Below are 23,198 nucleotides of genomic sequence, written 5' to 3'. Positions count from 1 at the left end.
GTCGCCGCCCGTATGGTCGGCGTGGAAGCGGTCCGCCCGCCGGCCGGCGGACCACCCCACACTGCGAATCCCGAGGTGTTGTCGTGAGCAGAGCCCGCGGAGCGAACGATCGGAAACAGGGCGGCCGCGAGCGGCCACCTGGCGTCTGCGAGGAGCGGTCGTGAGTCGTCTGTTACTCGCCCGCCACGCGGAAACCGTGTGGCACGGGGAAAACCGCTACGCAGGCGGGCGCAGCGAGCCCGAGCTGACCGACCTGGGGCTGCGGCAGGCCGAGCAACTCGGCAAGGCGGCGGTCGGGCTGGGGGTCGGCGTCGTGGTCAGCTCGCCGCAGCGGCGTGCCGTCACCACGGCCACGCCCGCCGCGGCGGCACTGGGGCTGCCGCTGCGCCTGCGGCCGGATCTGCGTGAGGTCGACTTCGGTGACCTCGAGGGCCACACGCTGTCCGAAATGGACCCCGAGGCGGTCCGCTGCTTCCGCGAGGATCCCGAGGCGAACCGGTTCCCGAACGCCGAACCGCTGCGGTCCGCGGGGGAGCGGTGCGCGGCAGCTCTGCGCGAGGTCGACGCGGAGCACGACGGCACGGTCCTCGTCGTCGCGCACAGCAGCCTGTTCCGCATCGGCCTGTGTGTCCTCATGGGACTCCCGGTGGCCCGCTACCGCCATGTGTTTCCCCTGCTGGAGAACGCGGCGCTCACCGAGATCCGGCTGCCTGCCGACCCGGCCGAGCCCGCGGCCCTCCTCTCCCTCAACCGCTTGCCGTGAAAGGAACAACCATCCGCCGGTTCCCGGTTACCGTCGCGGTGCTCATCGCGACGGCGAACCGGCTTGCGCGACGTCGGCGCTGACGTGCAGGACCGCGTCCGCGTCGGCGAGGGTGGGGTCGGCGTGGGTGCGGTCGGTGGTCAGGTCCCAGCCGGTGATCCGGTCTTCGCGGGTGTCTGCTTCTGGTTCGCGGAGGCTGCCGGCGACGAAGGTGTACCGGTCGCCGACCAGGGACGCCACGATGGCGCCCGCGGAGAACCAGTCGATGTCCATGTCTCCCATCCGCAGGTGGCTCCGGTTTCGCTGCAGGTGGGCGTTGTGCGCGAACACCAGTGTCGCGCCGCGGCGGTCCTCGGTGGCGCGGATGTCGAGGAGGTTCTGTGCCATGAGCGAATCCCTGGTGGCGCACATGCGGGTCCACCGGGCACCCGGCGCGAGGTCCTGTGCCGCCTGCCTGTGGTAGCGCAGCAGGCCGAGACCGGTGGTGAGGTGTGTCCTGGCCCTGAGCCATTCGGCACGTGAGGTCGCGGCGACCAGTTCCGGTGCGCGGGCGTAGAGCGAGGTGAGCATGTCGTCGGCGACCGCGCGCAGCCGTTCGGCCTCAGCCGTGGCGCCGACCGACTTCGCCGGGTCCATGACCGCCTCGGTGCGGCTCCACTGTTCGTCATCGCCGGCGAGGCCCGCGAAGCCGGCATCGACCGCCAGGTAGGTGGCCGCGTGTTCGAGGTAGGGCCGCGGGCTGGGGGCGCTCATCGTCTCCATGGCGCCGTCGAAGCCGTGGAACGACAGCCGGTCCTCCGGTGGCCTGCTCTCGTTGTGCTCACGCATCCAGGTGACCAGTCGCCGGTTGGCGTCGTGGTCGCCGAAGCCGTGGGAGAAGCCGTGGCCCATCGCGGCGTCGAGGGTGCCGACGCCCTCCTGGACGAAGTCGTTCACGGCGAGCGCGGCCACCCGGTCGCTCTCGATGGCGATCGACCGGAAGCCGTGCTCGACCAGCCGGCCGAACAGGTCGTTGCGGATCCAGGCGAACGCCGGGTCCAGGTGGGTCGGCTCACCGAAGGCCAGCAGGTGACATGACGGGGTGACGAGATCGTGAATGTCCTGACTCATGTGCATGAATCGTATCGTTGAAGGATCGATGTGGACTTCGACGTCGATTCCGGTGGTGGGGCGCGGTAAAGTCTCAACCGATGCGTACAGCTGACCTCGCGCGCGAGCACGGCATCTCGACCCAGGCGGTCCGCAACTACGAGCGGGAGGGGTTCATCCCGCCCGCCGTGCGCACCCCGAGCGGCTACCGGGTCTACACCGAGGTGCACGCGGCAGCGCTCCGCGCCTACCTTGCCCTCGTGTCGGCCCACGGGTACAAGGCGGGCGGCCGGATCATGACCGCGGTCCACGACGACCGGCTCGACGACGCCCTGCTGGTCGTCGACCGCGGCCACGGCCAGTTGCTCCGCGACCGGGGCACCCTCGACGCGGTGCGCGAAGCGGTGGGCCACCTGACGGCGGAGGCGGACGGCGCGCGGGAGGAGCCGGCGGGCACCCGGACCATCGGCGAGCTCGCACGCCGGCTCCGGGTCACCGCGGCCACCCTGCGCAAGTGGGAGGACGTCGGCATCCTCACCCCCGCACGCGACCCCGCCACCGGCTACCGCGTCTACGACGCGAGCGACCTCCGCGACGCGGAACTCGCCCACCTCCTCCGCCGCGGCGGCTACCTGCTGGACCACATCGCCACCGTGGTCCGGCAGATCAGGACGGCCGGCGGCACCGGCGCACTGGTCGGCGCGCTCGAGGACTGGCAGCGGAAGCTCACCGCGCAGGGCCTCGCCATGCTCGACGCGGCCGCTCAGCTCAGCCACTACCTGCGCAAGGAGTGCCGCGGCTGATTCCCCGCTCAGTACTCATCGTGGAAGCGGAGGTCGGGGCTGCCCGCCTTCGCGCCGAACGCGGTGGCCCGGCCTTCCGGTTCCTCCCACGGTTCCTGCCGGCCCAGCGCCGTCAGGTCGAGGTAGTAGAGGGTGCCGCCGACCTGTTCCAGCCCGCGCGCGAACGTCGAGTACGTGTGGAACACCCGGTCACCGTCGCGCAGGAACGCCGACATCCCCGGGTAGTCGCCGCGCCGGGCGGGTGACCACTCGAAACCGTGCGCCGCCAGCTCGTCGACGGTCCGGTAGTTCAGCAGCACCGGCCGGACGCGTTCGTCCACCGTCACGTGGAAGTCGTGGTTGAAGTCGCTGCCGTGCGACGAGTACCACGGGAACGTCCACCCCATCCGCTCCCGGAACGGGCCGATCTTCGCGTAGGGCGCCCGCGACACCGCGGCGAACGACGTGTCCCGCTGGTGCAGGTGCACGAGGTGGCCGATGTTGTCGGCATGTGCCGAGCAGCTCGGGCAGCCCGTGTCGCGCGGCACCTCGGTGCCGTCCTCGGCGATGTCGTAGGCCCACATCATGTGGTCGACGATCAGCTGACGACGGCCGTCGAACAGGTCGAGCAGCGTCGCGGACCCGTCCGGGCCCGCGAACACGTACTCCTTCTCGACCGGCACCATCGGCAGCCGCCGCCGCGCCGCGGACAGCTCGTCGCGGGCCTTCGTCAGCGCCTTCTCCCTGGCCAGGAGCTCCTTGCGGGCTTCGAGCCACTCCTCGCGGTGCACGATCCTCGGCAGGTTCATACCTGGACAGACCGCACGGCGGCGCGAAACTCATCGCGCCGCCGTGCGGGGTTCGCTGTCGCCTCAGAGCGGGTTGCGGCGGGTGCGGTCCATGCCGGCCGGGTTGTTCGGCACCGACTCGTCCGGGGCTTCCGGCGCGGGCTCGTCCGCGAACGTCGGACTCGTGTGCTCGGCGGCGAAGTCCGGGTCGCCCTGCGGCGGCACGCTCTGGGCGGGGCTGCCGCCCCTGGGGGCCATGCGCGTGTCACCCTGCTGCGGCGACCGGTCGACCTCACCGCGCCACGCGCCGGTCTCGCCGCCGCGGTGCTCGATGAACTCCTTGAACCGGCCGAGGTCGCCCTGGACGCGGTGGCCGACCACGCCGAGCGCGGCGCCCGCCTTCTCGGTCAGGCTCTCGGGTTCGTACTCCATCTGCAGGTGCACCCGGGTGGTGTTGTCGTCGAGGCGGTGGAACGTCACGACGCCGGAGTGGCCAGGGCCGCTGACCGATCGCCATGCCACCCGCTCGTCCGGGTGCTGCTCGGTGATCTCGGCGTCGAACTCACGGGAGACGCCGCCGATCGTGGTCTTCCAGTGGGTTCTCGTCGGCGTGGTCTGGTCGATCCGGTCCACGCCCTCCATGAACTCCGGGAACGACTCGAACTGCGTCCACTGGTTGTACGCGGTCCGCACGGGAGCCTGCACATCCACCGACTTTTCGATGGTGGTCACTGTTTCTCCTCCTTCGATCGCGTCATGGAAAGACGTTCCACGTCCTACCACTGCGAAACGTGCTTGTCCTTGCGGCGTTTCTTGCCGGTGCCCGGGGCGTAGCCGTGCTTGACCAGCCGCGCCTCGGTCAGCTCGTCCGCGCTGGTGACCGTGAAGTACAGGCTCAGCCCCAGCGCCATCGCGATCGCGCCAAGCACCCAGCCGACGGGCAGCGGCGTGAACAGCACGAGCACGACGAAGACGGCGACCAGCCATGGCAGCGTCTGCGCGGCCACCCGGAGCGCGAAGCGCGCCAGCCAACCGCGGTCGGTCGCGTCGTGCAGTACCCATTCGCGGTACCGGTCGGGCAGCCTGGCGCCGTATGCGTAACGGACCCACTGCACAGGACCGGGTCTCGTCATGTCCATGGCCTTGGGGTACCCACCCGGTGCCGGGTTCAACGCGCGGATGCCAGGAACTCCGGGTGGTAAGTCACTTCATCCCCGCGAGCGCGGTCATCAGGCCGGCGACCACCTCGGGGTGACCGAGTGGCAGCGGCGCGTCGATCCGGTCGGTGGGACCGGGGTGGCTGCGGGCCACGACCCGCACCTCGATGTCGGAGTCCGCGAGCGTTTCCGAACCTGCCGGCGGGTCGACGAGCAGCACGGACGTGACGGCGTCACTGAACTGGCCTGCCAGCGCGAGTGCCGACTCACAGGCCTGCCCGCTCGCCACCAGCGTCGCGGGCGCGCGCCGCTCCGCGAGCGTCTCGAACACGTCCTCGACGTCCTCGATGGTCCGTTTGCTCGCCGGGATCCGGCACCAGGCCACCTGGAAGTGGTCGGCGAGCCGGTCCCACGTCGGGGGCAGTTCGTCGTGCCGCGCGGCACCTGCCGGGTCGACCACCACCAGTGCCGGACCGCTCTCCCGGCCCGCCCACACGACGGGTGCGCCCTCCGCACGAGGGCCTTCCTTGTCGAACTCGCGCACCAAAATCACCTCTCGGGAGGGATACCGCCCGCCGACGTCGGCAAACGTGGTTCAGCGCGTTTCGCGGACGACCTCGGCGGGTGGCTTGTCGGTGCGCAGCCCGCCGAAACGGGGGTGCCGCAGCCGGCCGTCCCTGGTCCACTCGCTGAACCCGACGTGCACCACCAGTTCCGGCCGGATCCAGTGCGCGGTCGGCTCCGGCACCGGATCGGCGAACGGCGACGCCTCCTGCGCCATGCCGTCCATGCGGACCCGCAGCGCACGCAGTGTCGCGTGGTCGTAGCCGGTGCCGACCTTGCCCGCGTACCGCAGCGCGCCGTTCTCGTGGTAGCCGACGATCAACGCGCCGAACCCGGCCCGTGAGCCCTGCGGCTCGGTGAACCCGCCGACCACGAACTCCTGGCCGCGCACGCACTTGAACTTGAGCCAGTCGGTGGACCGCCCGCCGACGTAGGGGGAGTCGGCACGCTTGGCGATCAGTCCTTCCCAGCCGCTGTCACACGCGTGCTGGTAGTAGGCCTCGCCGTCGGCGTCGAGGTGCTCGGAGTAACGCAGCGGCCCGTCGAAGCGGAACGCGGTGCGCAGGATCTCCTTGCGCTCGCGCAAAGGCCGCTCGGTGAGGTCGGTGCCCTCGAAGGACAGCAGGTCGAACAGGTAGTAGTGGACCGCGTCGCCCTCGCGGACGATCTCCCCGTCGCCGACGAAGCGGCCGGGACCCACGTCGCTCAGCACCTCCACCAGCTCGGGATAGCCCTCGTCGATGCGCTTGTGGTTGCGCGACCACAGCTGCGGGCGCCACCCGTCGCGCAGGGACAGGGCACGCACTCCGTCCAGCTTCCGTTCGAACAACCAGTCGTCGTCGGAGAAACGGCGATCGGTCGGCGTGGCGAGCATCAACTCGGGCGGATCGATCATCTCTCGTCTCGGGGTGATCGGCGGGCGAATATGCAAGTTGCATACTCGGAGTTGCGGATTGTAAACGCTCCGCGCCTCCACGTCACTACCGGATGCGAATGACTTCACTGACCGGCCCGCGCAGCGAACGCCGGACGCGCAGCACCGGGCCGGGCACCCCGCACAACGAGTGCCGTGAATGGGCCGTTCAGGGCGCCCAGCGCCCTGAACGCGCCTTTCAGGGCATTGACACGCCGTCAACGCGCAAGCACTTCACGGAATCAATGATCTAGATGCCGGGGATCTGACCGTGGCGGAAGGCGTTCACGAACAGGCTGTGGTCCTCGCGCGTCTGGGCCGCGTACGCGATCGCGAACCTGGTCAGTGTGTCGGTGAACACCTTTTCGTCGTCGATCACGGCGGCGATGGCTTCCTCGCTCTGGAAGCCGACCAGGGTCTGTTCCGAGTCGGAGTCGGAGACGCAGTGCATCTTGGCGGTCGCGCGGCCGAGGTAGGCGAGGACCGGGGCGATGTCGGCGGGCTCGGTCAGTTCCGACCAGTCCAGGTCGCAGGAGTACGGGGACAGCTCCGAGACCACGAACCCCTTGCCGTCGATCGCGGTGTGGCCCAGCCACGGGTCCGCGTGTGCCTGCAGTGCCCGCTGTGACACGGCCGTCCGGTGGCCCTCGTTCTCGAAGTAGCCCTGGATGGGGGTGACGATGCGGCTCGGCGCTGGCACGTTGCCCTGCTTCATCGACAGCACGACGTCGTTCTCCAGCGCCTGTGTGTGTCCCTCGACGAGCACGCTGTACGCGGGCAGCCCGGCCGACCCGATGCCGAAACCGCTGCGGCCCACCAGGTCCTTCACGCGGTAGGTGGCCGGGGGGAACCGTTTGCCTGCCGGGATGCTGTCCAGGTAGGACTCGAACGCCGCCGCCGCCACCGACCGTTCGGCCTCGGACAGTTCCCGCACGCCCGGCCCCCGGGAGAACTGGCGCTCGTAGTCCTCCACCTTCGTCATCGTCGACAGCAGGGCCGTGCGGGTGCGCAGGCGTGCCCGCAGCAGCACCTGGTGCAGCGTGCCCTCGGTGCTGTCGAGCTGCAGCCGCACCCCCTCGTCGCCGGGGTTGTCGGCGAACGAGCGCACCTGCCGCACGTACGCTCGCAGGTACGTCCCGATCAGGTGCGCGATGTCGTCGTCGGAGATGGCCTTGCTCCACGCCATCAGCGCCATGCTCGCCGCCAGCCGTTTCAGGTCCCACGTGAAACAGCCGAGGTAGGCCTCGTCGAAGTCGTTGACGTCGAACACCAGCATGCCGGACGAGTCCATGTAGGTGCCGAAGTTCTCCGCGTGCAGGTCGCCCTGGATCCACACCCTGCTGGTGCGCTCGTCGGCCCACGGGTCGGTGTCGTCGGCCATGTCCGCGTAGAACAGGCACGCGCTGCCGCGGTAGAACGCGAACGGCGCCGCCGCCATCTTCCGGAACTTCCTGCGGAACGCCAGCGGGTCCGCGCTCATCAGCTCGTCGAACGCGGCCACCAGCACGGCGACGATCTGTTCCTGTCGTGCCTGGGCACCGCGCGCCGCGATGCGGTCGATGACTCCGTCGTTGGCCGCGTCCATGTGTCCACCATGCCACCTGGCGGAGCCGGCCGGTGATCATGGTCGGCTACCGGGCCCGGCCAGGCGCGGCGACGCCTAGTCCACAGTGGATTGACTGACGGCGGCCGACAGGCTCGAGCGCACCCGCAGCGCGTCCCGCAGCCCGGTCACCATGACCGGTCGCAGCACCGACGGGCTGTTCGCGACCACGGACAGCGACGCGCCGCGGGCGTTCAGTGCCGCCTGCGCGTCGAGGAGGATGGACAACCCGCTGCACGCGAGGAACCGCACCTGCGACAGGTCGCACACGAGCAGTGCCGTCGTGGGATCGGACAGGTACGGCGACAGGCTGTCGCGGAACGTGACGGCGGTGGCGAGGTCGACCTCGCCTGCGACGTGAACGACGGAGACGCCGCTCACGACGGCTCTGTGACGGACGTGGAGCGGTGACGTGCCAGCCAATGTGGCCTCCTGGGGAAGAGGAACCACGGCTGACTTCGTAACCGTGAACTTCAGCACCACACTACCAACCCCGGGGGAGTTGCCTTCACCGCCCGGACCACTCAGACTCCCTCCGTGCCTGACGACATCCTGAGTGTGGCGAGCGAGCTCGTGGAGATGACGCGCTTGGTCGCCGACGACGATTTCGGCGCCACGATGGCCCGTTTCGTCACCCGGATCGTGCGCACGGTGCCCGGCTGTGACGACGCGATCATCACGGTGCGGTCGGCTGCCGGCGTCGAGACCGTGCATTCCAGCCGTGACCTCGGCTTCGACCCGCTCGTGCCGGGGCCGATCGTCGAGGCGGTGACGTTCGGCGAGCCGCGCAGGCTCGACGACGTGGCGAACGACCAGCGCTGGCCCTCGTTCGGCACGCAGTTCGTCAACGCCGGCTACCGCAGCCTGCTCTGCCTCCCGGTGTCCACGGCCGGGGAGAACTCCGCGGTGCTGACCCTGCTGTCCACCGAGCCCGACCGGTTCGGCGAGGCCGCGTACGACCCGGTGCTGCTGCTGACGTTGCACGCCGGGGTCACGTTCGACAACGCGTCGCTGTTCCACGACTCGCAGGAGCTGGTGATCCAGCTGCGGGCCGCGCTGCGCACCCGGTCACTGGTCGGGCAGGCGCAGGGGATGCTGATGCGGCACTTCGGCTACGACTCGGACCGGGCGTTCGAGTTGCTGAAGCGGACCTCGCAGAACAACAACCGGAAGCTGCGCGACCTCGCGGCCACGCTGGTGGACGCGCACGAGGACGGCACGTTCGAGGACGCGCTCATCGAGCTCGGTCTCGCGGACCGGGGCGCGGACGACGTGAGCCCGGCCTCACAGGCGCGTTGAGTTCAGGCGGCCCGCGCGAGCGGTGGCCCGGCGAGGAGGTCGGCCACCCGGTCCGCGGCGGCCGCGGGTGCACCCGCGGCGGTGACCAGCCCGCGGACCCGGCGCGCCGAGGCGGCGGTGACCTCGTCGGCCCGCAGTCGTTCGACGAGCCCGCGCAGCGTCGCGGCGTGTGTCTCGGCGAGCGCGGCGACGACCGTGCCGGCACCGAGCGCGGCGATCCGGTCTGCGTGCGCGGCCTCTCGCACGGACGTCGGGGCGAGCAGCATCGGCACCCCGGCACGCAGTCCCGCGCTGACCGCGCCGAGGCGGCCGTCGGTGAGCAGGACATCGGCGTGCGGCAGTTCCGTGTCGCTGACCACGACCTGCCAGTCGGTCTCGCCGAACGCGCGCACCACCGGCCCGATCGGCGGGCCGTCGACCAGCAGCACCGGCCGCAGGCCCAGGCGGCGCCACGGGTTGTGCACCGCACCGCGCGTGCCGGGCAGGCTGAACACGTACGGGTCGTGTTCCTGCTCGAACGGCCAGCCGTGCGGTGAGGGCGGCAGGTTCTCGCCGGCCACGACCAGCGGCACGTCCCACGCCCTGGCCAGGTCGGCCGCGACGGCCGCGGCCCTCGGGTCGGCGACGACGGCGTCGACCGTGGCGAGCGCGGGCACCTCGAGCAGGCTCCGCTCGCTCCTGCCGAACCGGATCGGCCGCACACCGGGCCCGGCGGACCCGACGTGCTCCCCGGACGCGAACGTGACGCGGTGGCCACGAGCGCCGAGCTCCTCGGCGAGCCGCAGCGTCGGGTACCGGTGTCCCGGAGCGGGCCTGCTGAGGAAAAGGAGGTCCATACCGCGACGGTAGGCGGGCCCGGTCGAGTCACGCTCCAGCCCCGGTCACCCGCCGGGCCGGTGTGATCAATCGGACTATTCGGGCAGTCGAACGACGTGGCGCCGAACGGGCTGGCTAGGGTCGGAAACGTGGGAGTGGACAGGCGAGCCGCGTGGTTGTCGTGGACACGTGCCGTTCCGGTCCTCGCGGTGATCTCACTGGTGCTCACCTGGGGGCGCACGCCGGGCGTCGTCGTGGTCGTCCTGCTCGCCGTCGTGCTGGCGGGGTCGGTCCTGGCGGCTGTGCACCACGCCGAGGTCGTCGCGCACCGGGTGGGGGAGCCGTTCGGGTCGCTCGTGCTCGCGGTGGCCGTGACCGTCATCGAGGTCGCGCTCATCGTGACGCTCATGATCTCCGGCGGACCCGAGACCGCGACCCTGGCCAGGGACACCGTCTTCGCGGCGCTCATGATCACCACCACGGGCATCGTCGGGCTGTCGCTCATGGTCGGCGCACGGCGGTTCCACGTCACCCTCTTCAACGCGGAAGGCTCCGGGGCCGCGCTCTCGACCGTCGCGACCCTCGCCGCGCTCAGCCTCGTCCTCCCCACCTTCACCACGAGCGAGCCGGGCCCGGAGTTCTCGTCCTCCCAGCTCGCCTTCGCCGCGCTGGCCTCCCTCGCGCTGTACGCGATGTTCGTGGTCACGCAGACCGTGCGGCACCGCGACTTCTTCCTCCCCGTCGCACAGGCGGGCCAGCAGGGGGACTCCGACGAGCACGCCGCCCCGCCGGGTAACCGGGAGGCGCTGGTCAGCCTCGCGCTGCTGCTCGTGGCGCTGGTCGCGGTCGTGGGACTGGCGAAGGTCGAGTCGCCCGCCATCGAGGACGCCGTCGCCGCGGCCGGGTTCCCGCCCTCGTTCGTCGGTGTGGTGATCGCGATGCTGGTGCTGGCACCCGAGACGCTGGCCGCCGCGCGCGCGGCGAGGCGCGGCCGGATCCAGACCAGCCTCAACCTCGCCTACGGCTCCGCGATGGCGAGCATCGGGCTCACGATCCCCACCATCGCGGTCGCGTCGATCTGGCTCGACGGTCCGCTGGTCCTGGGGCTCGGTCCCACCCAGCTCGTGCTCCTGATCCTGACCGTCGTGGTCAGCGTGCTCACGATCGTGCCCGGCCGGGCCACCCGCCTGCAGGGCGGCGTGCACCTGGTCCTGCTGGCGGCGTTCCTCTTCCTGGCCGTCAATCCCTGAGCAGGGCCGCGACGGCGGCGACCACGACCGCCCGCCGCCGCTCGTGCGGGATGTCCTCGGTCAGCGCGCCGATCTCGGGGGTCACGGCGAACCACAGTGACGACAGGTGCGCCACCAGCGCGAGCACCTCCACCGGTGTGAAGCGGTCCGGGATCAGGCCGTCCTCCTGGGCCTTCGTGACCGCGGCGAGCTTGTCCCCGGTGCTTGCCACCACCAGCTCGACGGCCGCGTAGCCGGCGCCCTCCAGCCGGTACCAGTTGGCGAGCCGCGCCATCACCGGGTCGGCGGCGAACCGGTCGTAGAGCCTGCCCGCGTACTCCGGCAGGTCGGTCGCGTCGATCGGCGCCTCGCGCACGGTGTGCCCGGCCAGCTCCCGCATGACCGCGTCGAACAGGCCGTCCTTGTTGGTGAAGTAGTGGTAGATCTGCGCCTTGTTGCTCCGCGCCGCCGCGGCGATCCGGTCGACCCGCGCGCCCGCGATGCCGTGCTGGGCGAACTCCTCCGCCGCGGCGTCGAGCAGACGCCGTCTGGTCGCCTCCGCGTCTCCTGCCATGGCTCCAAAAATACCTGACTAACCGTCTAGTTGGGGCGCGTCCCGGCCGCTGTGCCGAGCTCGTCGACGCGCGGGACCGCCCGGGAATTGTCGGTCCCGCGCGTTATCGTGCGCGCCATGGTGTACATCGCCCTGTTGCGGGCCATCAACCTCGCCGCGAGGCGGCGGGTGGCGATGGCCGATCTGCGCGCGTGGCTGACCGGCCTCGGGTACGACGACGTGCGGACACTGCTGCAGAGCGGCAACGCGGTGTTCCGCACGAGGAAGAAGGCCGCGAGCGTGCGCAAGGAGGTGGAGGCCGTGCTGGAGCAGGGCGCGGGGTTCCACATCGACTGTGTGCTGCGCACGGCCGACGAGTTACGCGCGGTGGTCGCGGCCGACCCGCTTGGCGCCGTGGCCACCAACCCGTCCCGGTACTTCGTGTCCTTCGCCGACGTGGCAGGGGAGTGGCCCGCGATCGACCCGGGCGCCTACGAGCCGGAGCGGGTGCACCTCGCCGAGCGTGAGGCGTACTTCTGGGTGCCTGAGGGCACCCAGAACTCCAAGGTGCTCGCGGCGTTCCCGGCCAGACCCGGCCAGATCACGACCGTCCGCAACTGGAACACGGTGACGAAACTGCTGGCCATGACCGAGAAGTAGGTGACTGCGAAGCGGGTCAGCTGTAGTGCCGCAGCTCCGGCCACAGCTCGGCCCACGTCCGCACCGGGCCGGAGCACAGCAGGATCGGCTTGCCCTGCTCCTCGTTCCACGAGCCGACGCCGTCGTCCACTGTGGCGTGGCGCTCGCAGGTGCGGAACAGGCGCTGTGCGCGTGGTGAGTCCGTTGCCATGATCACCGCGGTGATGTGCTCGTCCGGCATGGCACGCCACCACAGCTCGTTGTGCCCGCTGTACACCGGCGGCAGGTCGAACTGTTCCGACCACCGGTCCACTGCGCCCGCCTGGCCGTAGTTCTCGGCGAGCACGACGGCGTGCACCCGGTCCGCCGTCGGGATCGTGCTCGCCACGTCGCCGATCTGCTCCGCGAACCGCTCCCACCCCACCGACTCCGGGGCGGTCTCGTTCAGCTCGCCGATCGGCAGGTCGTCGAAGGCGGACACCGGCAGCACGGGCAGGCCGAGCGGCACGGACACGACCGCGGTGGCCACGAGCCCGAGCACCACCACCGTCCTGCGCGTGACCGTGGTCATCCATCCGGCCACCGGCACGGACCCGGCCGCGCACAGCGCCAGCAGGAACCCGGCGACGTAGTCCGCGCGCCCGCCCGAGTACACCGTCACCCCGCACGCCACCGGGTAGGCGAGCACGAAGAACCGGAACGTGCGGCGCCGCCACAGCGACACCAGCCCGGCGATCGCCAGCACCGACCCGAACCCGAGCAACCCGAACTGCAGCGGCCCGAACATGATCCGGTTCTCGTCCCCGTCGTCGAGGTCGAGCGCCTCGGCCATCTGCGCCTGCGGCCAGTCGTGGGTGGACTGGTAGAGCAGGTTCGGCAGCGCGAGCACCAGCGCCAGCATCGCGCCGAACCACAGCCACTTCGAGGCCAGCACCGACCGGGGCCCCGCGATGAGGATGCCGACGGCGATCCCGAGCACGAGCAACGCGATCAGCTGCCGGTTGTAGGTCGCCACTCCGACCGTCGCGCCGAACGCGAGCCACCACCGGTCGTCGCCGGTGTCGTCCACCCCGATCGCCTTGCACATGAACAGGATGGCCGCCGCCCACAGCGGCAGGTCGAGGGTGAGCGTGAGCAGGAGGTGACCGGCGATCAACGTGATCGACGACACCGCGACCGCGACCGCGGCCAGCACCTGCGCGCCGTGCGTGCCACCCAGCTCCCGGCACACCAGCGCCAGCAGGACGACCGTTCCCGCGACAGCCAGTGCCGGCACCACCCGCAGGGCGACCACGTTGTCACCGAACAGGGCGATCGAGAGTTTCGCGACCATCGGCGTGAGCGGCGGCGTGTCGAAGTACCCGGTCGCGGGCTGTGCACCAAGCAGGCGGAAGTACAACTCGTCCCGGTGATAGCCGTACCGGGTGCTGACCGCCATGAGCGCGCCGAACAGGATGGTGGCGACCAGCGTGACCGGCGCCGCGGCGAAGGGGGACCTGGTCCTGACCGGCGCGTCAATCACGGGCGGGATTCTTCCGCAAGGATCCGCTCTCTACCATCACTTCTCATGTCCGGTCTCAGCATGCTGACCCTCAACATCGGCAGCCCGTCAGAAGAGCGCGCCCACCGCCAGCTGGCGTGGCTCGCGACCAGGGACGAGGACGTGCTGGTGCTGACGGAGACCAGGACCAGCGACGGCTGCAAACACCTCGCTGACGCGTTCCGCACGGCCGGTTACGCCGTGCTCTACCCCAAGCCCGCACCCACCGAGTACGGCGTGATGGTCGTCAGCAGGCTGCCGGTCCAGGCCGACCCCATCGGGAAAATGCTGACGTACCTACCCAATCGGGTGACAGGCGCGATGATTTCCACCCAGATGGGTCTGATTCGCGTTCTGGGCACCTACGTTCCGACACGAGACGCGACCGCCGACAAGACCGAACGCAAGCGGCGCTGGCTGTCGGAGTTCTCCTCCGCACTGGGCGCGGCGGGCATGGCCGCCGCGGGCGCGCAGACCGTGGTGCTCGGCGACCTCAACGTGATCGAACCGGACCACGAGCCCGCGTACACGTCGTTCCGCTGGTTCGAGTACGACTTCTACCGCGGCCTCACCGACAAGCACGGCCTGGTCGACGCGTACCGCCACCTGAACCCGGAGCGGGTGGAACACAGCTGGATCGGCCGCACCGGCGACGGCTACCGCTACGACCACGCGCACTGCAGCAAGGAACTGGCCGAGGAACTCGTCGAGTGCGAGTACGTGCACGAGCCGAGGACCATCCGCCTCACCGACCACTCGGGACTGTCACTGCGCTTCTCCTGCGACGCGGGCACCCGTCTGGACACCTGCGACGCCTTCGAAGCGGCAAGCCCACCCACCCTGTTCTGACCGCGGATGCGTGAAAGGGCCGTTCAGGGCATGGCACTCCGCCCCCGGGCAGCGGACGCCAGGCACGCAGCGCTCGCGGCAGCCGCAGGCGAGCCGCCGTCAATGGCGCGTTGACGGCACAACCGGTGCCGTGAATGGCGCATTGACGGCGCTGAGCGCCGTGGACGGCCCATTCACGGCAACGCAAACGCCGTCAACGCGCCTTTCACGGCACAAAGCCAGGCGCGCAGCGCCCAGGCCCGCGAAGCGGGCCCTGCGAAGCAGGGACACAGCCAGGCAGACCCGAATCCAACCGGCACCGACAGTCCCCGCCACCCCCGGAGACCTGCCCGTCCGGCGAGGACAACCCACGGGTCCACTGAGGACAGAGTCAGGTCAGCGTGCGCAACTCGGCGGCGTGTTCGCGAGCGAGGGCGGCCAGTGCGTGCATGTGGGCGGCCTCCGTGGACTGGCTGCCGGTGGCGAGGTGGTCGAGGAGTTGCGCCTTGCGGTGGTACCAGTCGGCGACCTCGTGGGCATCGGCGGCGGGGCCGGGTGCGGTCCGCATCACGTGGCCCATCTCTTCCAGCATGGTCATGCGTTCAGTGTGAGCGGCGTCACGGTGGCTGAGCCAGTGTGCCCGTGAGCGATCCGGCCGTGAGATTCTCACGCCGCCAGATGGGGATTCGCGCGCAGCGCCTGGCTGAGCCGCGTCCACCAGGCGTCCAGCGTCTGCTCCTCGGCCAGGTCTCGGTAGGTTACCGGCACTCCGCGCACCCGCAGCAGGTTCACGACACGCATGACGTCGACGGAGGACATGTGCAGCGCTCCGTGAACGTCCTCATGGGACACTCCGGCGACGCGGGCGATCTCGTCTGCCAGGTCCTCACGGGTCATGTCGTGAGATTCTCATGGCTCGCTGGAGCGGCGCATGATTTCCGGCCACACGACCGCGGGACATACCGTGCGGGGGTATAGTAGGTTTGACGGCAGGGCGGCCGGGGAAGCCGCTTATGGACACGAGGAGTGACTGGTGGCTACGAACACGTACACGGTGACCGGGATGACCTGCGAGCACTGCGTCGGCGCGGTGCGTGGCGAGGTGTCCCAGATCCCGGGCGTCAACGACGTCCAGGTCGACCTCTCGAGCGGGCAGGTCACGGTGACCAGCGACGAGCCCATCGACGTCGAGACCATCCGCGCGTCGGTCGACGAGGCCGGCTACGAGCTGGCGAGCTAGCGATGAACACCGCGGCGGTACGGCTCGGCGGCCTTGTCCTGGTCGTGGTGGTGGCCTTCGGTGCCGCCTACGGCATCGGCAAGGTCGTGGGGCCCGTCGCGGCGGAGTCCGAGCCCGTGGCGGCCGAACACGAGGGGATGGGCGCGGCGCAGGAGGGCGGCGGGCACGGCGACAGCCACGGTGCCGCCCCCGGGGTGCCCAAGGGACTGCAGGTCAGCGAGGGTGGCGTCACGCTCGACGTGCTGAGTCACGGGCTCACCGCGGGGCGGCAGGCCGAGTTCGCGTTCCGTGTCCTCGACGAGGACGGCCACGCGGTCACCGACTTCCAGCCGACGCACGACAAGCTGATGCACCTGATCGTCGCGCGCCGCGACCTGTCCGGGTTCCGGCACGTGCACCCCGAGATGGCCGCCGACGGCACGTGGCGGGTCCCGCTCACGTTCGGCTCGGCCGGTGACTTCCGGGTGTTCGCGGACTTCCAGCGCAAGGGCGCGGACGAGGGGCACACGCTCGGCATCGACGTCCCGGTCGCGGGTGCCTACGCGCCGGTTCCGCTGCCGCCTCCGGCGCTGACCGCGACGGCCGGGGAGTACCGGGTCACGCTGAGCGGGAAGCTCACGCCGGGCACCACGAGCAAGCTGACCCTCTCGGTCGACAGGGGCGGTGTGCCGGTCACCGACCTGCAGCCCTACCTGGCGGCGTACGGCCACCTGATCGCGCTGCGGCAGGGCGACCTCGCCTACCTGCACGTGCACCCGGACGGCGAGCCCGGCGACGGGACGACGAAGCCGGGACCGAACATCGTGTTCTACGCCGAGGTGCCGACCGCGGGCACCTACCGGCTGTACCTGGACTTCAAGCACGGCGACGTGGTCCGCACCGCCGAGTTCACGACCGTCGCGGGCGGGCACGGGCACTAGGAGGCGAGCATGGCCACCGACCGGGTAGAACTGGTGATCGGCGGCATGACCTGTGCGTCGTGCGCGGCCAGGATCGAGAAGAAGCTCAACCGCATGGACGGCGTCGCGGCCACCGTCAACTACGCGACCGAGAAGGCGCTGGTCAACGGCACGGTGGCGACGGCGGACCTGATCGCCACCGTCGAGAAGATGGGTTACACCGCCGCGGTCCCCGCACCCGAGGAGCCGGCGGCGCCCGAGGAGCCGCACGACGCGCAGGTGCGGTCGCTGCGCACCAGGCTGCTGGTGAGCGCCGTGCTGGCGCTGCCGGTCGTGGCCATGTCGATGGTGCAGGCGTTCCAGTTCGAGTACTGGCAGTGGGCGGCGCTGACGCTCACCGCGCCGGTCGTCGTCTGGGGTGCGTGGCCGTTCCACCGTGCCGCGTTCCTGAACGCGCGGCACGGCGCGGCGACCATGGACACGCTGGTGTCCATGGGCACCCTGGCCGCGTTCGGGTGGTCCCTGTACGCGCTTTTCCTCGGCACGGCAGGCATTCCGGGCATGGAGCACCCGTTCCGGATCACCATCGAGCGCACCGGCGGCACCGGTGACATCTACCTGGAGGTCGCCGCGGGCGTCACGACCTTCCTCCTCGCGGGCCGGTACTTCGAGGCACGCGCCAAGAGCCGGGCCGGGGCGGCGCTGCGAGCGCTGCTGTCGTTGGGGGTCAAGGACGTCGCGGTGCTGCGGGACGGCCGGGAGACGCGGGTGCCGGTCGACCGGCTCGCGGTCGGCGACCGGTTCGTGGTGCGGCCGGGGGAGAAGGTCGCGACGGACGGGGTCGTCGAGGACGGCACGTCGGCCGTCGACGAGAGCATGCTGACCGGCGAGTCGGTGCCCGTCGAGGTGTCGCCGGGGTCGGCCGTGGTCGGTGCGACGGTGAACGCGGGCGGACGGCTGGTCGTGCGGGCCACCCGGGTCGGCGCGGACACGCAGCTCGCGCAGATGGCGCGGCTGGTCGAGCAGGCGCAGACCGGCAAGGCGCGGGTCCAGCGGCTCGCCGACCGGGTGTCGGCGGTGTTCGTGCCCGCCGTGATCGTGCTGGCGTTCGGCACGCTGGGCTTCTGGTTCGGCACGGACGCCACCCCGTCGGCGGCGTTCACCGCGGCGGTCGCGGTGCTGATCATCGCGTGCCCGTGCGCGCTGGGACTGGCGACGCCGACCGCGCTGCTGGTCGGCACCGGCCGGGGCGCGCAGCTGGGGATTCTCATCAAGGGCCCCGAGGTGCTGGAGTCCACGCGGCGGGTCGACACCGTGGTGCTGGACAAGACCGGCACCGTGACGACCGGGCAGATGACGCTGGTGGACGTGCTGCCGGCGGGCGGTGTCACCGAGGACGAGCTGCTGCGGTACGCGGGTGCGCTGGAGGACGCGTCGGAGCACCCGATCGCGAAGGCGCTCGCGGACGGCGCGCGGGAGCGGGTCGGCACGTTGCCGCCGGTCACCGGGTTCGCCGCCCGTGAGGGGCTCGGGGTGCGGGGCACGGTCGAGGGCCGCGAGGTCGCGGCGGGCCGGGTGGTCGACGGCGACGCCTGGTTGCCCGCGCTGCCCGACGAGCTGACCGAGGCCAAGGACGCCGCGCAGGCGCAGGGCAGGACGACGGTCACGGTCGCGTGGGACGGTGCGGTCCGCGGGCTGCTGGTGGTGGCCGACGCGGTGAAACCGACCAGTGCGGCCGCGGTGCGTCAGCTGCGGGCGCTGGGGCTCACCCCGGTCATGGTGACCGGTGACCACGAGGCGGTGGCCCGGTCGGTGGCGGCGGAGGTCGGCGTCGACGAGGTGGTCGCCGGTGTCCTGCCCGCCGACAAGGTCGACGTGGTCAAGCGGCTGCAGGACGAGGGCCGGGTCGTCGCGATGGTCGGCGACGGCGTGAACGACGCGGCCGCGCTCGCACAGGCCGACCTCGGGCTGGCGATGGGCACTGGCACGGACGTGGCGATCGAGGCGAGCGACCTGACGCTGGTGCGCGGTGACCTGCGTGCCGCCGGGGACGCGATCCGCCTGTCCCGCCGCACGCTCGCGGTGATCAAGGGCAACCTGTTCTGGGCGTTCGCCTACAACGTGGCGGCGATCCCGCTGGCCGCCGCCGGGCTGCTGAACCCGATGCTCGCCGGCCTGACGATGGCCGCCAGCTCGGTGTTCGTGGTGACGAACAGCTTGCGGCTGCGGGGTTTCAGGGCTGCGTGAGGTAGCCGACCGACAGCCGGCCGCCCGCGTCCCTGGTGATGTCCAGCGACCGGATCGCCGCGGTCAGCATGAGCAGGACGCCGAGGTTCTCGCCCAGTTCCTCCGCGTGCAGCACCAGCACGTACAGCGGGCCGCTCTCGCCATTGGCGACAAGCAGGCCCTGCACGAACTCCATGCCCATGGCGGAGCCGAGCAGCAGCGCGAGGCCGCCGATCATGCACCAGCGGGTCACGCCGTGGAGCTTCACGGCGAGCAGCCCGAGCGCGGCCGCGACGGCGAGACCGGCGAAGATGCCGGGCACGAGCCAGTAGCCGGGGAAGCGTTCGAAGGTCACCCAGCTCTGGCCGACGCGTTCGAGGCGTTCGTGCAGCGAGGTGTGGTCGTCGAGGGACAGCGCGGCGAGCACGGCGGCGGAGACGAACCACGCGAACCGGAACCGCGGCGCGAGCATGCCGGTGATCGCGTGCGCGACCGCGGTCAGCACCAGCAGGCCGACGCTCCACCAGGTGGGCAGGTTGCCTTCGGAGAACACGTCGAAGTAGACGCGCACCTCGCCGCGCTCCGTGGTGAGCGGGTGGTCGATCAGTGCGGGGATGGCCATGCTGAGCACGGAGAGCGTGACGCTCACCCCCAGCAACCACCACCCGGCCCGGCGCACCCGCACCGGTCTCGACGGCGGCGACATGACGACAGTCGTCTCGGTGTCCACAGCCATGCGCCCTCCTCGTGTCCCCGGAGCACATTAAAGGTGTGGTAACGGCACCTGTCGTTCACCCCGGGTCAACCTGGACGACATGGACGGGACGGGACCTTCCCGTCGGCGGCGACCGGAGGGCCGCCGCCGACGGTGAGTCACCGGCCGCGGACGCGGCGGATCGTGTCCCGGTACCAGAGCGCGCTCTGCTTGGGGGTGCGGACCTGCGTGTCGTAGTCCACGTGCACCAGCCCGAAGCGCTTCGCGTACCCGTAGGACCACTCGAAGTTGTCCATCAGTGACCACGCGAAGTAACCGCGCACGTCGGCCCCCTGCTGCCGGGCCGCCGCCACCGCCGCGATGTGCGCCGACAGGTAGGCGGTGCGGTCGTGGTCGGCGACGTACCCCGACGGGTCGGGCCGGTCGTCGAACGCGGCACCGTTCTCGGTGATCACCATGGCGGTGCCCGGGTACTCGCGGGACAGCCGCACGAGCAGCTCGGTGAAGCCCTCCGGCACGATCTCCCAGTCCATCGCGGTCACCGGCCGGCCGAGCGGCACGTTGACCGTGATCGGGTTGCCGTCCTCGTCCTCGGTGCGGCCGGTCGCGTCCACCCCGGTGAAGCGGTGGCTGGAGTAGTAGTTGACGCCGAGCACGTCGATCGGTTCGCTGATGATCTTCAGGTCACCGTCGACCACGGGCATCTTGATGCCGCGCACCGACAGGTCGTCCACGATGTCGCCCGGGTACTGGCCGCGCAGCAGCGGGTCGAGGTAGATCCGGGCGCCGAGACCGTCGGCCCGCCGCGCCGCCTCCTGGTCGGCGAGGCTCTCCGAGGCGGCCATGGCGGTGCCCATGTTCAGCGTGATGCCCAGCTCGATCGGCTCGGTCGCCGCGGCCCGCATTCGCTGTGCGGCGAGACCGTGGCCGAGCAGCAGGTGGTGCACCGCGTCCATGGCGTCGGCGAAGTTCCGCCGCCCCGGGGCCTGCCTGCCCTCGTAGTAGCCGAGCATCGCAGAGCACCACGGCTCGTTCAGCGTGGTCCACGTGCGCACCCGGTCGGCCAGCCGGTCGAACACCAGCATCGCGTAGTCGGCGAACCGGTACGCCGTGTCCCGCTCCGGCCAGCCACCCCTGTCCTCCAGCGCCTGCGGCAGGTCCCAGTGGTACAGCGTGACCCACGGGTCGACGCCAGCGCGCAGCAGCTCGTCGACGAGCCGGTCGTAGAACGCGAGCCCCTTCTCGTTCGCCGGGCCGGTGCCGTCGGCCTGGATCCGCGGCCACGCGACGGAGAACCGGTACACGTCGACGCCGAGCGAGGAGATCAGCGCCACGTCCTTCGGCATCCGGTGGTAGTGGTCGCACGCCACGTCACCGTTCTCACCACCATCGACCATGCCCGGCGTGCGGCAGTAGGTGTCCCAGATGGACACTCCGCGGCCGTCCTCCTGGTACGCCCCTTCGATCTGGTAGGCCGAGGTGGCCACCCCCCACCGGAAGTCCGTCGGCAGGCTCGCGATCAGCTCCGCCTCGGACGCCGGTGCAACTGTGGTATCCAAGAGATCCATCCTCCGTAACTCGGCGGCCGGGTCAGCTCTTGACCCGCTCGACCGCGTGCAGCCAGCAGGCCACGGTCCGTTCGCCCGGCCGTTCGTCGCTGCCGGGCGGCGCGGCCAGGACAGGCGATTCGTCGGCGCACGGCTCGAACGCCCTGGGGCAGCGGGGATGGAACGCGCACCCCGACGGCATCGCACGCAGGTCCGGCGGCGATCCCGGGATGCCGGTCAGCTCCCGGCGCGGCCCCCGCAACGCCGGGAACGAGTGCAGCAGGCCGTCGCTGTAGGGGTGCAGCGACTCCCGGTACAGCTCGGCGGCGGGCGCGGACTCGACGATCCGCCCGCCGTACATGATCGCGATCCGGTCGGAGAACTCCACCAGCAGTGACAGGTCGTGCGTGATGAACAGGACCGAGAACCCGACCCGCTCCCGCAGCTCCACCAGCTGGGCGAGGATCTGCCGCTGCATCACCACGTCCAGCGCGGTCGTCGGCTCGTCCATCACCACCACGCGCGGCTCCAGCGCGAGCGCCATCGCGATCATCACGCGCTGCCGCATGCCCCCCGACAGCTGGTGCGGGTAGCTGCCCAGCCGGTCGGCGTTGATGCCGACCAGTTCGAGCAGGTCCTTCGCGCGGGACCGTTGCGCGGCCCGGCTGGTCCTCGGCTCGTGCGCGGCGATCACGTCGCACAGCTGTGCCGCGATGGTGTGCACCGGGTTGAGCGAGTTCATCGCGCCCTGGAACACGATCGCGATCTCCGACCAGCGGAACCGGCGGAGCTTCGCGGTCGACAGCGTCATCAGGTCGATGGGCTCGCTGTCCCGGGGGTGGTACAGCACCTGGCCACCGGTGATGACGCCTGGTGGTGGCAGCAGCCGCAGCATCCCGTATGCCAGCGTGGACTTGCCGCTGCCGCTTTCCCCGGCCAGGCCGAGCACCTCGCCGCGGTTGAGCGTCAGGCTGACGTCCCGGACCGCGTGCACGGCGTCGTCACCGAGGCCGTAGTTCACGTTCAGGTCGCGGATCTCCAGTACCGGCTCAGTCGTGACCATGTCCGCTCCCCCTCAGCACCGGCGTGAAGCCGACCCGCATCCTGACCCCGCGCACCTTCGTGCTGCTGCGCAGCCGCGGGTTGACGTACTCGTCGATGCCGAAGTTCAGCAGCGCCAACCCCGTGCCCAGCAACGCGATCGCGATCCCGGGCGGCACGAACCACCACCACGCGCCCTGCGCAAGCGCCTGCTGGCTCTGCGCCCAGAACAGGATCGCACCCCAGTTCCACTCGGAGACCCCTGGCACCCCGATGAACGCGAGTGTGATCTCCGACAGTACCGCGAAGATCACCGTGCCGATGAAGCTCGCCGCGATCACCGCGGTCAGGTTCGGCAGGATCTCGAACCCGATGATGCGCCACGTCGACTCCCCGGTCGCCCTCGCTGCCTCGACGTAGTCCCTGCGCCGCAACGACAGCGTCTGCGCCCGCAGCACCCGCGCGCCCCACGCCCACGACGTGCAGCCGATCACCAGCGCGATCGTCATGTCGTCGGTCTCGGGCAGCGACAGCGTGATGATGAGGATCAGCGGCAGCGCCGGGATCACCAGGAACACGTTGGACAGCGCGGAAAGGCCCTCCGACCCAAGACCGGACAGGTAGCCGGAGGTCACCCCGACCAGCACCCCGAGCACCGTCGCCACGACACCGGCGACGAGCCCCACGAGCATGACGCTGCGGGAACCGTCGAGCATCTGGCTGAACAGGTCCTGACCGAGGTGCGTGGTGCCGAACCAGTGGTCGGCCGTCGGCCCGACCAGCAGCTGGTCGCCACGCTCGCCGGGGTCGTAGGGTGCCAGCACCGGCCCGAGGACCGCCAGCAGGCAGAAGAACCCGAAGATGACCAGGCCGATCGTGGCCTTGCGGTTGGCGAGCAACCGCGACCTGCGGCGGCGTTTCACCGGCGCGGTCACCGGCATGACGTCCGCGGTGGGCAGTGCCACGG

25 protein-coding genes and 1 pseudogene are annotated in these 23,198 nt (G+C 70.8%); 9 read left to right on the top strand and 17 right to left on the bottom strand.

Features of this window, described 5'->3' with window-relative positions; all coding sequences use genetic code 11:
* Window positions 1-160 precede the first annotated feature (160 nt).
* Complete coding sequence (locus tag ACFPCV_RS19445; RefSeq protein ID WP_378057648.1) at window positions 161-763, top strand: histidine phosphatase family protein; 603 nt, start codon at window positions 161-163, stop codon at window positions 761-763.
* Window positions 764-805: 42 nt separating this feature from the next.
* On the opposite strand, the gene ACFPCV_RS19440 is transcribed toward ACFPCV_RS19445, so the two are convergent.
* A complete protein-coding gene (locus tag ACFPCV_RS19440; protein ID WP_378057647.1) occupies window positions 806-1,873 on the bottom strand; it encodes an erythromycin esterase family protein in 1,068 nt (355 codons plus the stop codon).
* A gap of 80 nt (window positions 1,874-1,953) precedes the next feature.
* On the opposite strand from ACFPCV_RS19440, the gene ACFPCV_RS19435 reads away from it, so the two are divergent.
* A complete protein-coding gene (locus ACFPCV_RS19435) occupies window positions 1,954-2,655 on the top strand; it encodes a TioE family transcriptional regulator (protein WP_378057646.1) in 702 nt (233 codons plus the stop codon).
* A gap of 8 nt (window positions 2,656-2,663) precedes the next feature.
* Here the strand turns inward: ACFPCV_RS19435 and ACFPCV_RS19430 are convergent, their stop codons facing one another.
* The 7 genes and pseudogenes from ACFPCV_RS19430 to ACFPCV_RS19400 form a co-directional block, all read right to left on the bottom strand.
* Window positions 2,664-3,443, bottom strand: a complete 780-nt coding sequence (locus ACFPCV_RS19430) for a DUF899 domain-containing protein (protein WP_378057645.1) — start codon at window positions 3,441-3,443, stop codon at window positions 2,664-2,666.
* 252 nt (window positions 3,444-3,695) lie between these two features.
* Window positions 3,696-4,154, bottom strand: a pseudogene (locus tag ACFPCV_RS19425) (SRPBCC family protein); the annotation flags it as partial.
* A gap of 44 nt (window positions 4,155-4,198) precedes the next feature.
* Entirely contained in the window at window positions 4,199-4,561 is a 363-nt protein-coding gene (locus ACFPCV_RS19420; RefSeq protein WP_378057644.1) for a DUF5313 family protein, read from the bottom strand.
* Window positions 4,562-4,625: 64 nt separating this feature from the next.
* On the bottom strand, window positions 4,626-5,123 hold the full coding sequence (locus tag ACFPCV_RS19415; RefSeq protein ID WP_378057643.1) for a hypothetical protein: 498 nt from the start codon (window positions 5,121-5,123) through the stop codon (window positions 4,626-4,628).
* Between the two features lie 51 nt (window positions 5,124-5,174).
* The gene (locus tag ACFPCV_RS19410; protein WP_378057642.1) at window positions 5,175-6,038 is read right to left on the bottom strand and encodes an ATP-dependent DNA ligase; all 864 of its coding nucleotides are present in this window, start codon (window positions 6,036-6,038) and stop codon (window positions 5,175-5,177) included.
* A gap of 268 nt (window positions 6,039-6,306) precedes the next feature.
* Window positions 6,307-7,641, bottom strand: a complete 1,335-nt coding sequence (locus tag ACFPCV_RS19405; protein WP_378057641.1) for a DUF2252 domain-containing protein — start codon at window positions 7,639-7,641, stop codon at window positions 6,307-6,309.
* A gap of 75 nt (window positions 7,642-7,716) precedes the next feature.
* Entirely contained in the window at window positions 7,717-8,040 is a 324-nt protein-coding gene (locus ACFPCV_RS19400) for an anti-sigma factor antagonist (RefSeq protein WP_378057640.1), read from the bottom strand.
* A gap of 156 nt (window positions 8,041-8,196) precedes the next feature.
* Between ACFPCV_RS19400 and ACFPCV_RS19395 the strand changes: the two genes are divergently transcribed.
* Complete coding sequence (locus tag ACFPCV_RS19395; RefSeq protein ID WP_378057639.1) at window positions 8,197-8,958, top strand: GAF and ANTAR domain-containing protein; 762 nt, start codon at window positions 8,197-8,199, stop codon at window positions 8,956-8,958.
* Between the two features lie 2 nt (window positions 8,959-8,960).
* Here ACFPCV_RS19395 and ACFPCV_RS19390 read toward each other — a convergent pair whose 3' ends face one another.
* A complete protein-coding gene (locus ACFPCV_RS19390; RefSeq protein WP_378057638.1) occupies window positions 8,961-9,794 on the bottom strand; it encodes a glycosyltransferase in 834 nt (277 codons plus the stop codon).
* A 156-nt stretch (window positions 9,795-9,950) separates the two neighbouring features.
* Between ACFPCV_RS19390 and ACFPCV_RS19385 the strand changes: the two genes are divergently transcribed.
* On the top strand, window positions 9,951-11,024 hold the full coding sequence (locus ACFPCV_RS19385) for a calcium:cation antiporter (RefSeq protein ID WP_378057748.1): 1,074 nt from the start codon (window positions 9,951-9,953) through the stop codon (window positions 11,022-11,024).
* Here the strand turns inward: ACFPCV_RS19385 and ACFPCV_RS19380 are convergent.
* Window positions 11,014-11,577, bottom strand: coding sequence for a TetR/AcrR family transcriptional regulator (locus ACFPCV_RS19380; RefSeq protein WP_378057637.1), 564 nt, complete (start codon window positions 11,575-11,577; stop codon window positions 11,014-11,016). The two genes, ACFPCV_RS19385 and ACFPCV_RS19380, sit on opposite strands and share 11 nt — an antisense overlap.
* 117 nt (window positions 11,578-11,694) lie before the next feature.
* On the opposite strand from ACFPCV_RS19380, the gene ACFPCV_RS19375 reads away from it, so the two are divergent.
* Complete coding sequence (locus ACFPCV_RS19375; protein WP_378057636.1) at window positions 11,695-12,216, top strand: DUF1697 domain-containing protein; 522 nt, start codon at window positions 11,695-11,697, stop codon at window positions 12,214-12,216.
* A 16-nt stretch (window positions 12,217-12,232) separates the two neighbouring features.
* Here ACFPCV_RS19375 and ACFPCV_RS19370 read toward each other — a convergent pair whose 3' ends face one another.
* Window positions 12,233-13,717: a glycosyltransferase family 39 protein gene (locus ACFPCV_RS19370; RefSeq protein WP_378057635.1), complete on the bottom strand. Its 1,485-nt coding sequence runs from the start codon at window positions 13,715-13,717 to the stop codon at window positions 12,233-12,235.
* A 45-nt stretch (window positions 13,718-13,762) separates the two neighbouring features.
* Here ACFPCV_RS19370 and ACFPCV_RS19365 point away from each other — a divergent pair, with 45 nt between their 5' ends.
* Window positions 13,763-14,584: an endonuclease/exonuclease/phosphatase family protein gene (locus tag ACFPCV_RS19365; RefSeq protein ID WP_378057634.1), complete on the top strand. Its 822-nt coding sequence runs from the start codon at window positions 13,763-13,765 to the stop codon at window positions 14,582-14,584.
* A 370-nt stretch (window positions 14,585-14,954) separates the two neighbouring features.
* Here ACFPCV_RS19365 and ACFPCV_RS19360 read toward each other — a convergent pair whose 3' ends face one another.
* On the bottom strand, window positions 14,955-15,161 hold the full coding sequence (locus ACFPCV_RS19360) for a hypothetical protein (protein WP_378057633.1): 207 nt from the start codon (window positions 15,159-15,161) through the stop codon (window positions 14,955-14,957).
* A gap of 68 nt (window positions 15,162-15,229) precedes the next feature.
* On the bottom strand, window positions 15,230-15,460 hold the full coding sequence (locus ACFPCV_RS19355) for a hypothetical protein (RefSeq protein WP_378057632.1): 231 nt from the start codon (window positions 15,458-15,460) through the stop codon (window positions 15,230-15,232).
* 136 nt (window positions 15,461-15,596) lie between these two features.
* Here ACFPCV_RS19355 and ACFPCV_RS19350 point away from each other — a divergent pair, with 136 nt between their 5' ends.
* From ACFPCV_RS19350 to ACFPCV_RS19340, 3 genes are read left to right on the top strand one after another with little or no spacing between them, the layout of a single operon-like run.
* On the top strand, window positions 15,597-15,803 hold the full coding sequence (locus ACFPCV_RS19350; RefSeq protein WP_378057631.1) for a heavy-metal-associated domain-containing protein: 207 nt from the start codon (window positions 15,597-15,599) through the stop codon (window positions 15,801-15,803).
* Between the two features lie 2 nt (window positions 15,804-15,805).
* Complete coding sequence (locus ACFPCV_RS19345; protein WP_378057630.1) at window positions 15,806-16,723, top strand: hypothetical protein; 918 nt, start codon at window positions 15,806-15,808, stop codon at window positions 16,721-16,723.
* 9 nt (window positions 16,724-16,732) lie between these two features.
* The gene (locus ACFPCV_RS19340; protein ID WP_378057629.1) at window positions 16,733-18,949 is read left to right on the top strand and encodes a heavy metal translocating P-type ATPase; all 2,217 of its coding nucleotides are present in this window, start codon (window positions 16,733-16,735) and stop codon (window positions 18,947-18,949) included.
* On the opposite strand, the gene ACFPCV_RS19335 is transcribed toward ACFPCV_RS19340, so the two are convergent.
* The 4 genes from ACFPCV_RS19335 to ACFPCV_RS19320 form a co-directional block, all read right to left on the bottom strand.
* A complete protein-coding gene (locus tag ACFPCV_RS19335) occupies window positions 18,936-19,664 on the bottom strand; it encodes a hypothetical protein (protein WP_378057628.1) in 729 nt (242 codons plus the stop codon). The two genes, ACFPCV_RS19340 and ACFPCV_RS19335, sit on opposite strands and share 14 nt — an antisense overlap.
* Before the next feature lie 137 nt (window positions 19,665-19,801).
* On the bottom strand, window positions 19,802-21,211 hold the full coding sequence (locus tag ACFPCV_RS19330; RefSeq protein ID WP_378057627.1) for a GH1 family beta-glucosidase: 1,410 nt from the start codon (window positions 21,209-21,211) through the stop codon (window positions 19,802-19,804).
* A 22-nt stretch (window positions 21,212-21,233) separates the two neighbouring features.
* On the bottom strand, window positions 21,234-22,253 hold the full coding sequence (locus ACFPCV_RS19325; protein ID WP_378057626.1) for an ABC transporter ATP-binding protein: 1,020 nt from the start codon (window positions 22,251-22,253) through the stop codon (window positions 21,234-21,236).
* Window positions 22,240-23,196 (bottom strand): ABC transporter permease, encoded by a 957-nt coding sequence (locus ACFPCV_RS19320; RefSeq protein WP_378057625.1) that lies wholly within the window; start codon window positions 23,194-23,196, stop codon window positions 22,240-22,242. Before ACFPCV_RS19320 ends, ACFPCV_RS19325 begins: the two co-directional genes overlap by 14 nt.
* Window positions 23,197-23,198: the final 2 nt, after the last annotated feature.

Source organism: Actinophytocola glycyrrhizae, from assembly GCF_042653545.1.
Lineage (GTDB): Bacteria > Actinomycetota > Actinomycetes > Mycobacteriales > Pseudonocardiaceae > Actinophytocola > Actinophytocola glycyrrhizae.
This window is presented reverse-complemented; position numbering and strand designations above follow the sequence as displayed.

What these genes read in the sequence shown, in the direction of transcription:
- ACFPCV_RS19380 (WP_378057637.1), bottom strand. Translation starts at nt 11,577, where the DNA reads ATGGCAGGAGACGCGGAGGCGACCAGACGGCGTCTGCTCGACGCCGCG.
- ACFPCV_RS19365 (WP_378057634.1), top strand. Translation starts at nt 13,763, where the DNA reads ATGTCCGGTCTCAGCATGCTGACCCTCAACATCGGCAGCCCGTCAGAA.
- ACFPCV_RS19420 (WP_378057644.1), bottom strand. Translation starts at nt 4,561, where the DNA reads ATGGACATGACGAGACCCGGTCCTGTGCAGTGGGTCCGTTACGCATAC.
- ACFPCV_RS19325 (WP_378057626.1), bottom strand. Translation starts at nt 22,253, where the DNA reads ATGGTCACGACTGAGCCGGTACTGGAGATCCGCGACCTGAACGTGAAC.
- ACFPCV_RS19410 (WP_378057642.1), bottom strand. Translation starts at nt 6,038, where the DNA reads ATGATCGATCCGCCCGAGTTGATGCTCGCCACGCCGACCGATCGCCGT.
- ACFPCV_RS19340 (WP_378057629.1), top strand. Translation starts at nt 16,733, where the DNA reads ATGGCCACCGACCGGGTAGAACTGGTGATCGGCGGCATGACCTGTGCG.
- ACFPCV_RS19345 (WP_378057630.1), top strand. Translation starts at nt 15,806, where the DNA reads ATGAACACCGCGGCGGTACGGCTCGGCGGCCTTGTCCTGGTCGTGGTG.
- ACFPCV_RS19360 (WP_378057633.1), bottom strand. Translation starts at nt 15,161, where the DNA reads ATGACCATGCTGGAAGAGATGGGCCACGTGATGCGGACCGCACCCGGC.
- ACFPCV_RS19375 (WP_378057636.1), top strand. Translation starts at nt 11,695, where the DNA reads ATGGTGTACATCGCCCTGTTGCGGGCCATCAACCTCGCCGCGAGGCGG.
- ACFPCV_RS19335 (WP_378057628.1), bottom strand. Translation starts at nt 19,664, where the DNA reads ATGGCTGTGGACACCGAGACGACTGTCGTCATGTCGCCGCCGTCGAGA.
- ACFPCV_RS19440 (WP_378057647.1), bottom strand. Translation starts at nt 1,873, where the DNA reads ATGAGTCAGGACATTCACGATCTCGTCACCCCGTCATGTCACCTGCTG.
- ACFPCV_RS19355 (WP_378057632.1), bottom strand. Translation starts at nt 15,460, where the DNA reads ATGACCCGTGAGGACCTGGCAGACGAGATCGCCCGCGTCGCCGGAGTG.
- ACFPCV_RS19330 (WP_378057627.1), bottom strand. Translation starts at nt 21,211, where the DNA reads ATGGATCTCTTGGATACCACAGTTGCACCGGCGTCCGAGGCGGAGCTG.
- ACFPCV_RS19390 (WP_378057638.1), bottom strand. Translation starts at nt 9,794, where the DNA reads ATGGACCTCCTTTTCCTCAGCAGGCCCGCTCCGGGACACCGGTACCCG.
- ACFPCV_RS19430 (WP_378057645.1), bottom strand. Translation starts at nt 3,443, where the DNA reads ATGAACCTGCCGAGGATCGTGCACCGCGAGGAGTGGCTCGAAGCCCGC.
- ACFPCV_RS19435 (WP_378057646.1), top strand. Translation starts at nt 1,954, where the DNA reads ATGCGTACAGCTGACCTCGCGCGCGAGCACGGCATCTCGACCCAGGCG.
- ACFPCV_RS19405 (WP_378057641.1), bottom strand. Translation starts at nt 7,641, where the DNA reads ATGGACGCGGCCAACGACGGAGTCATCGACCGCATCGCGGCGCGCGGT.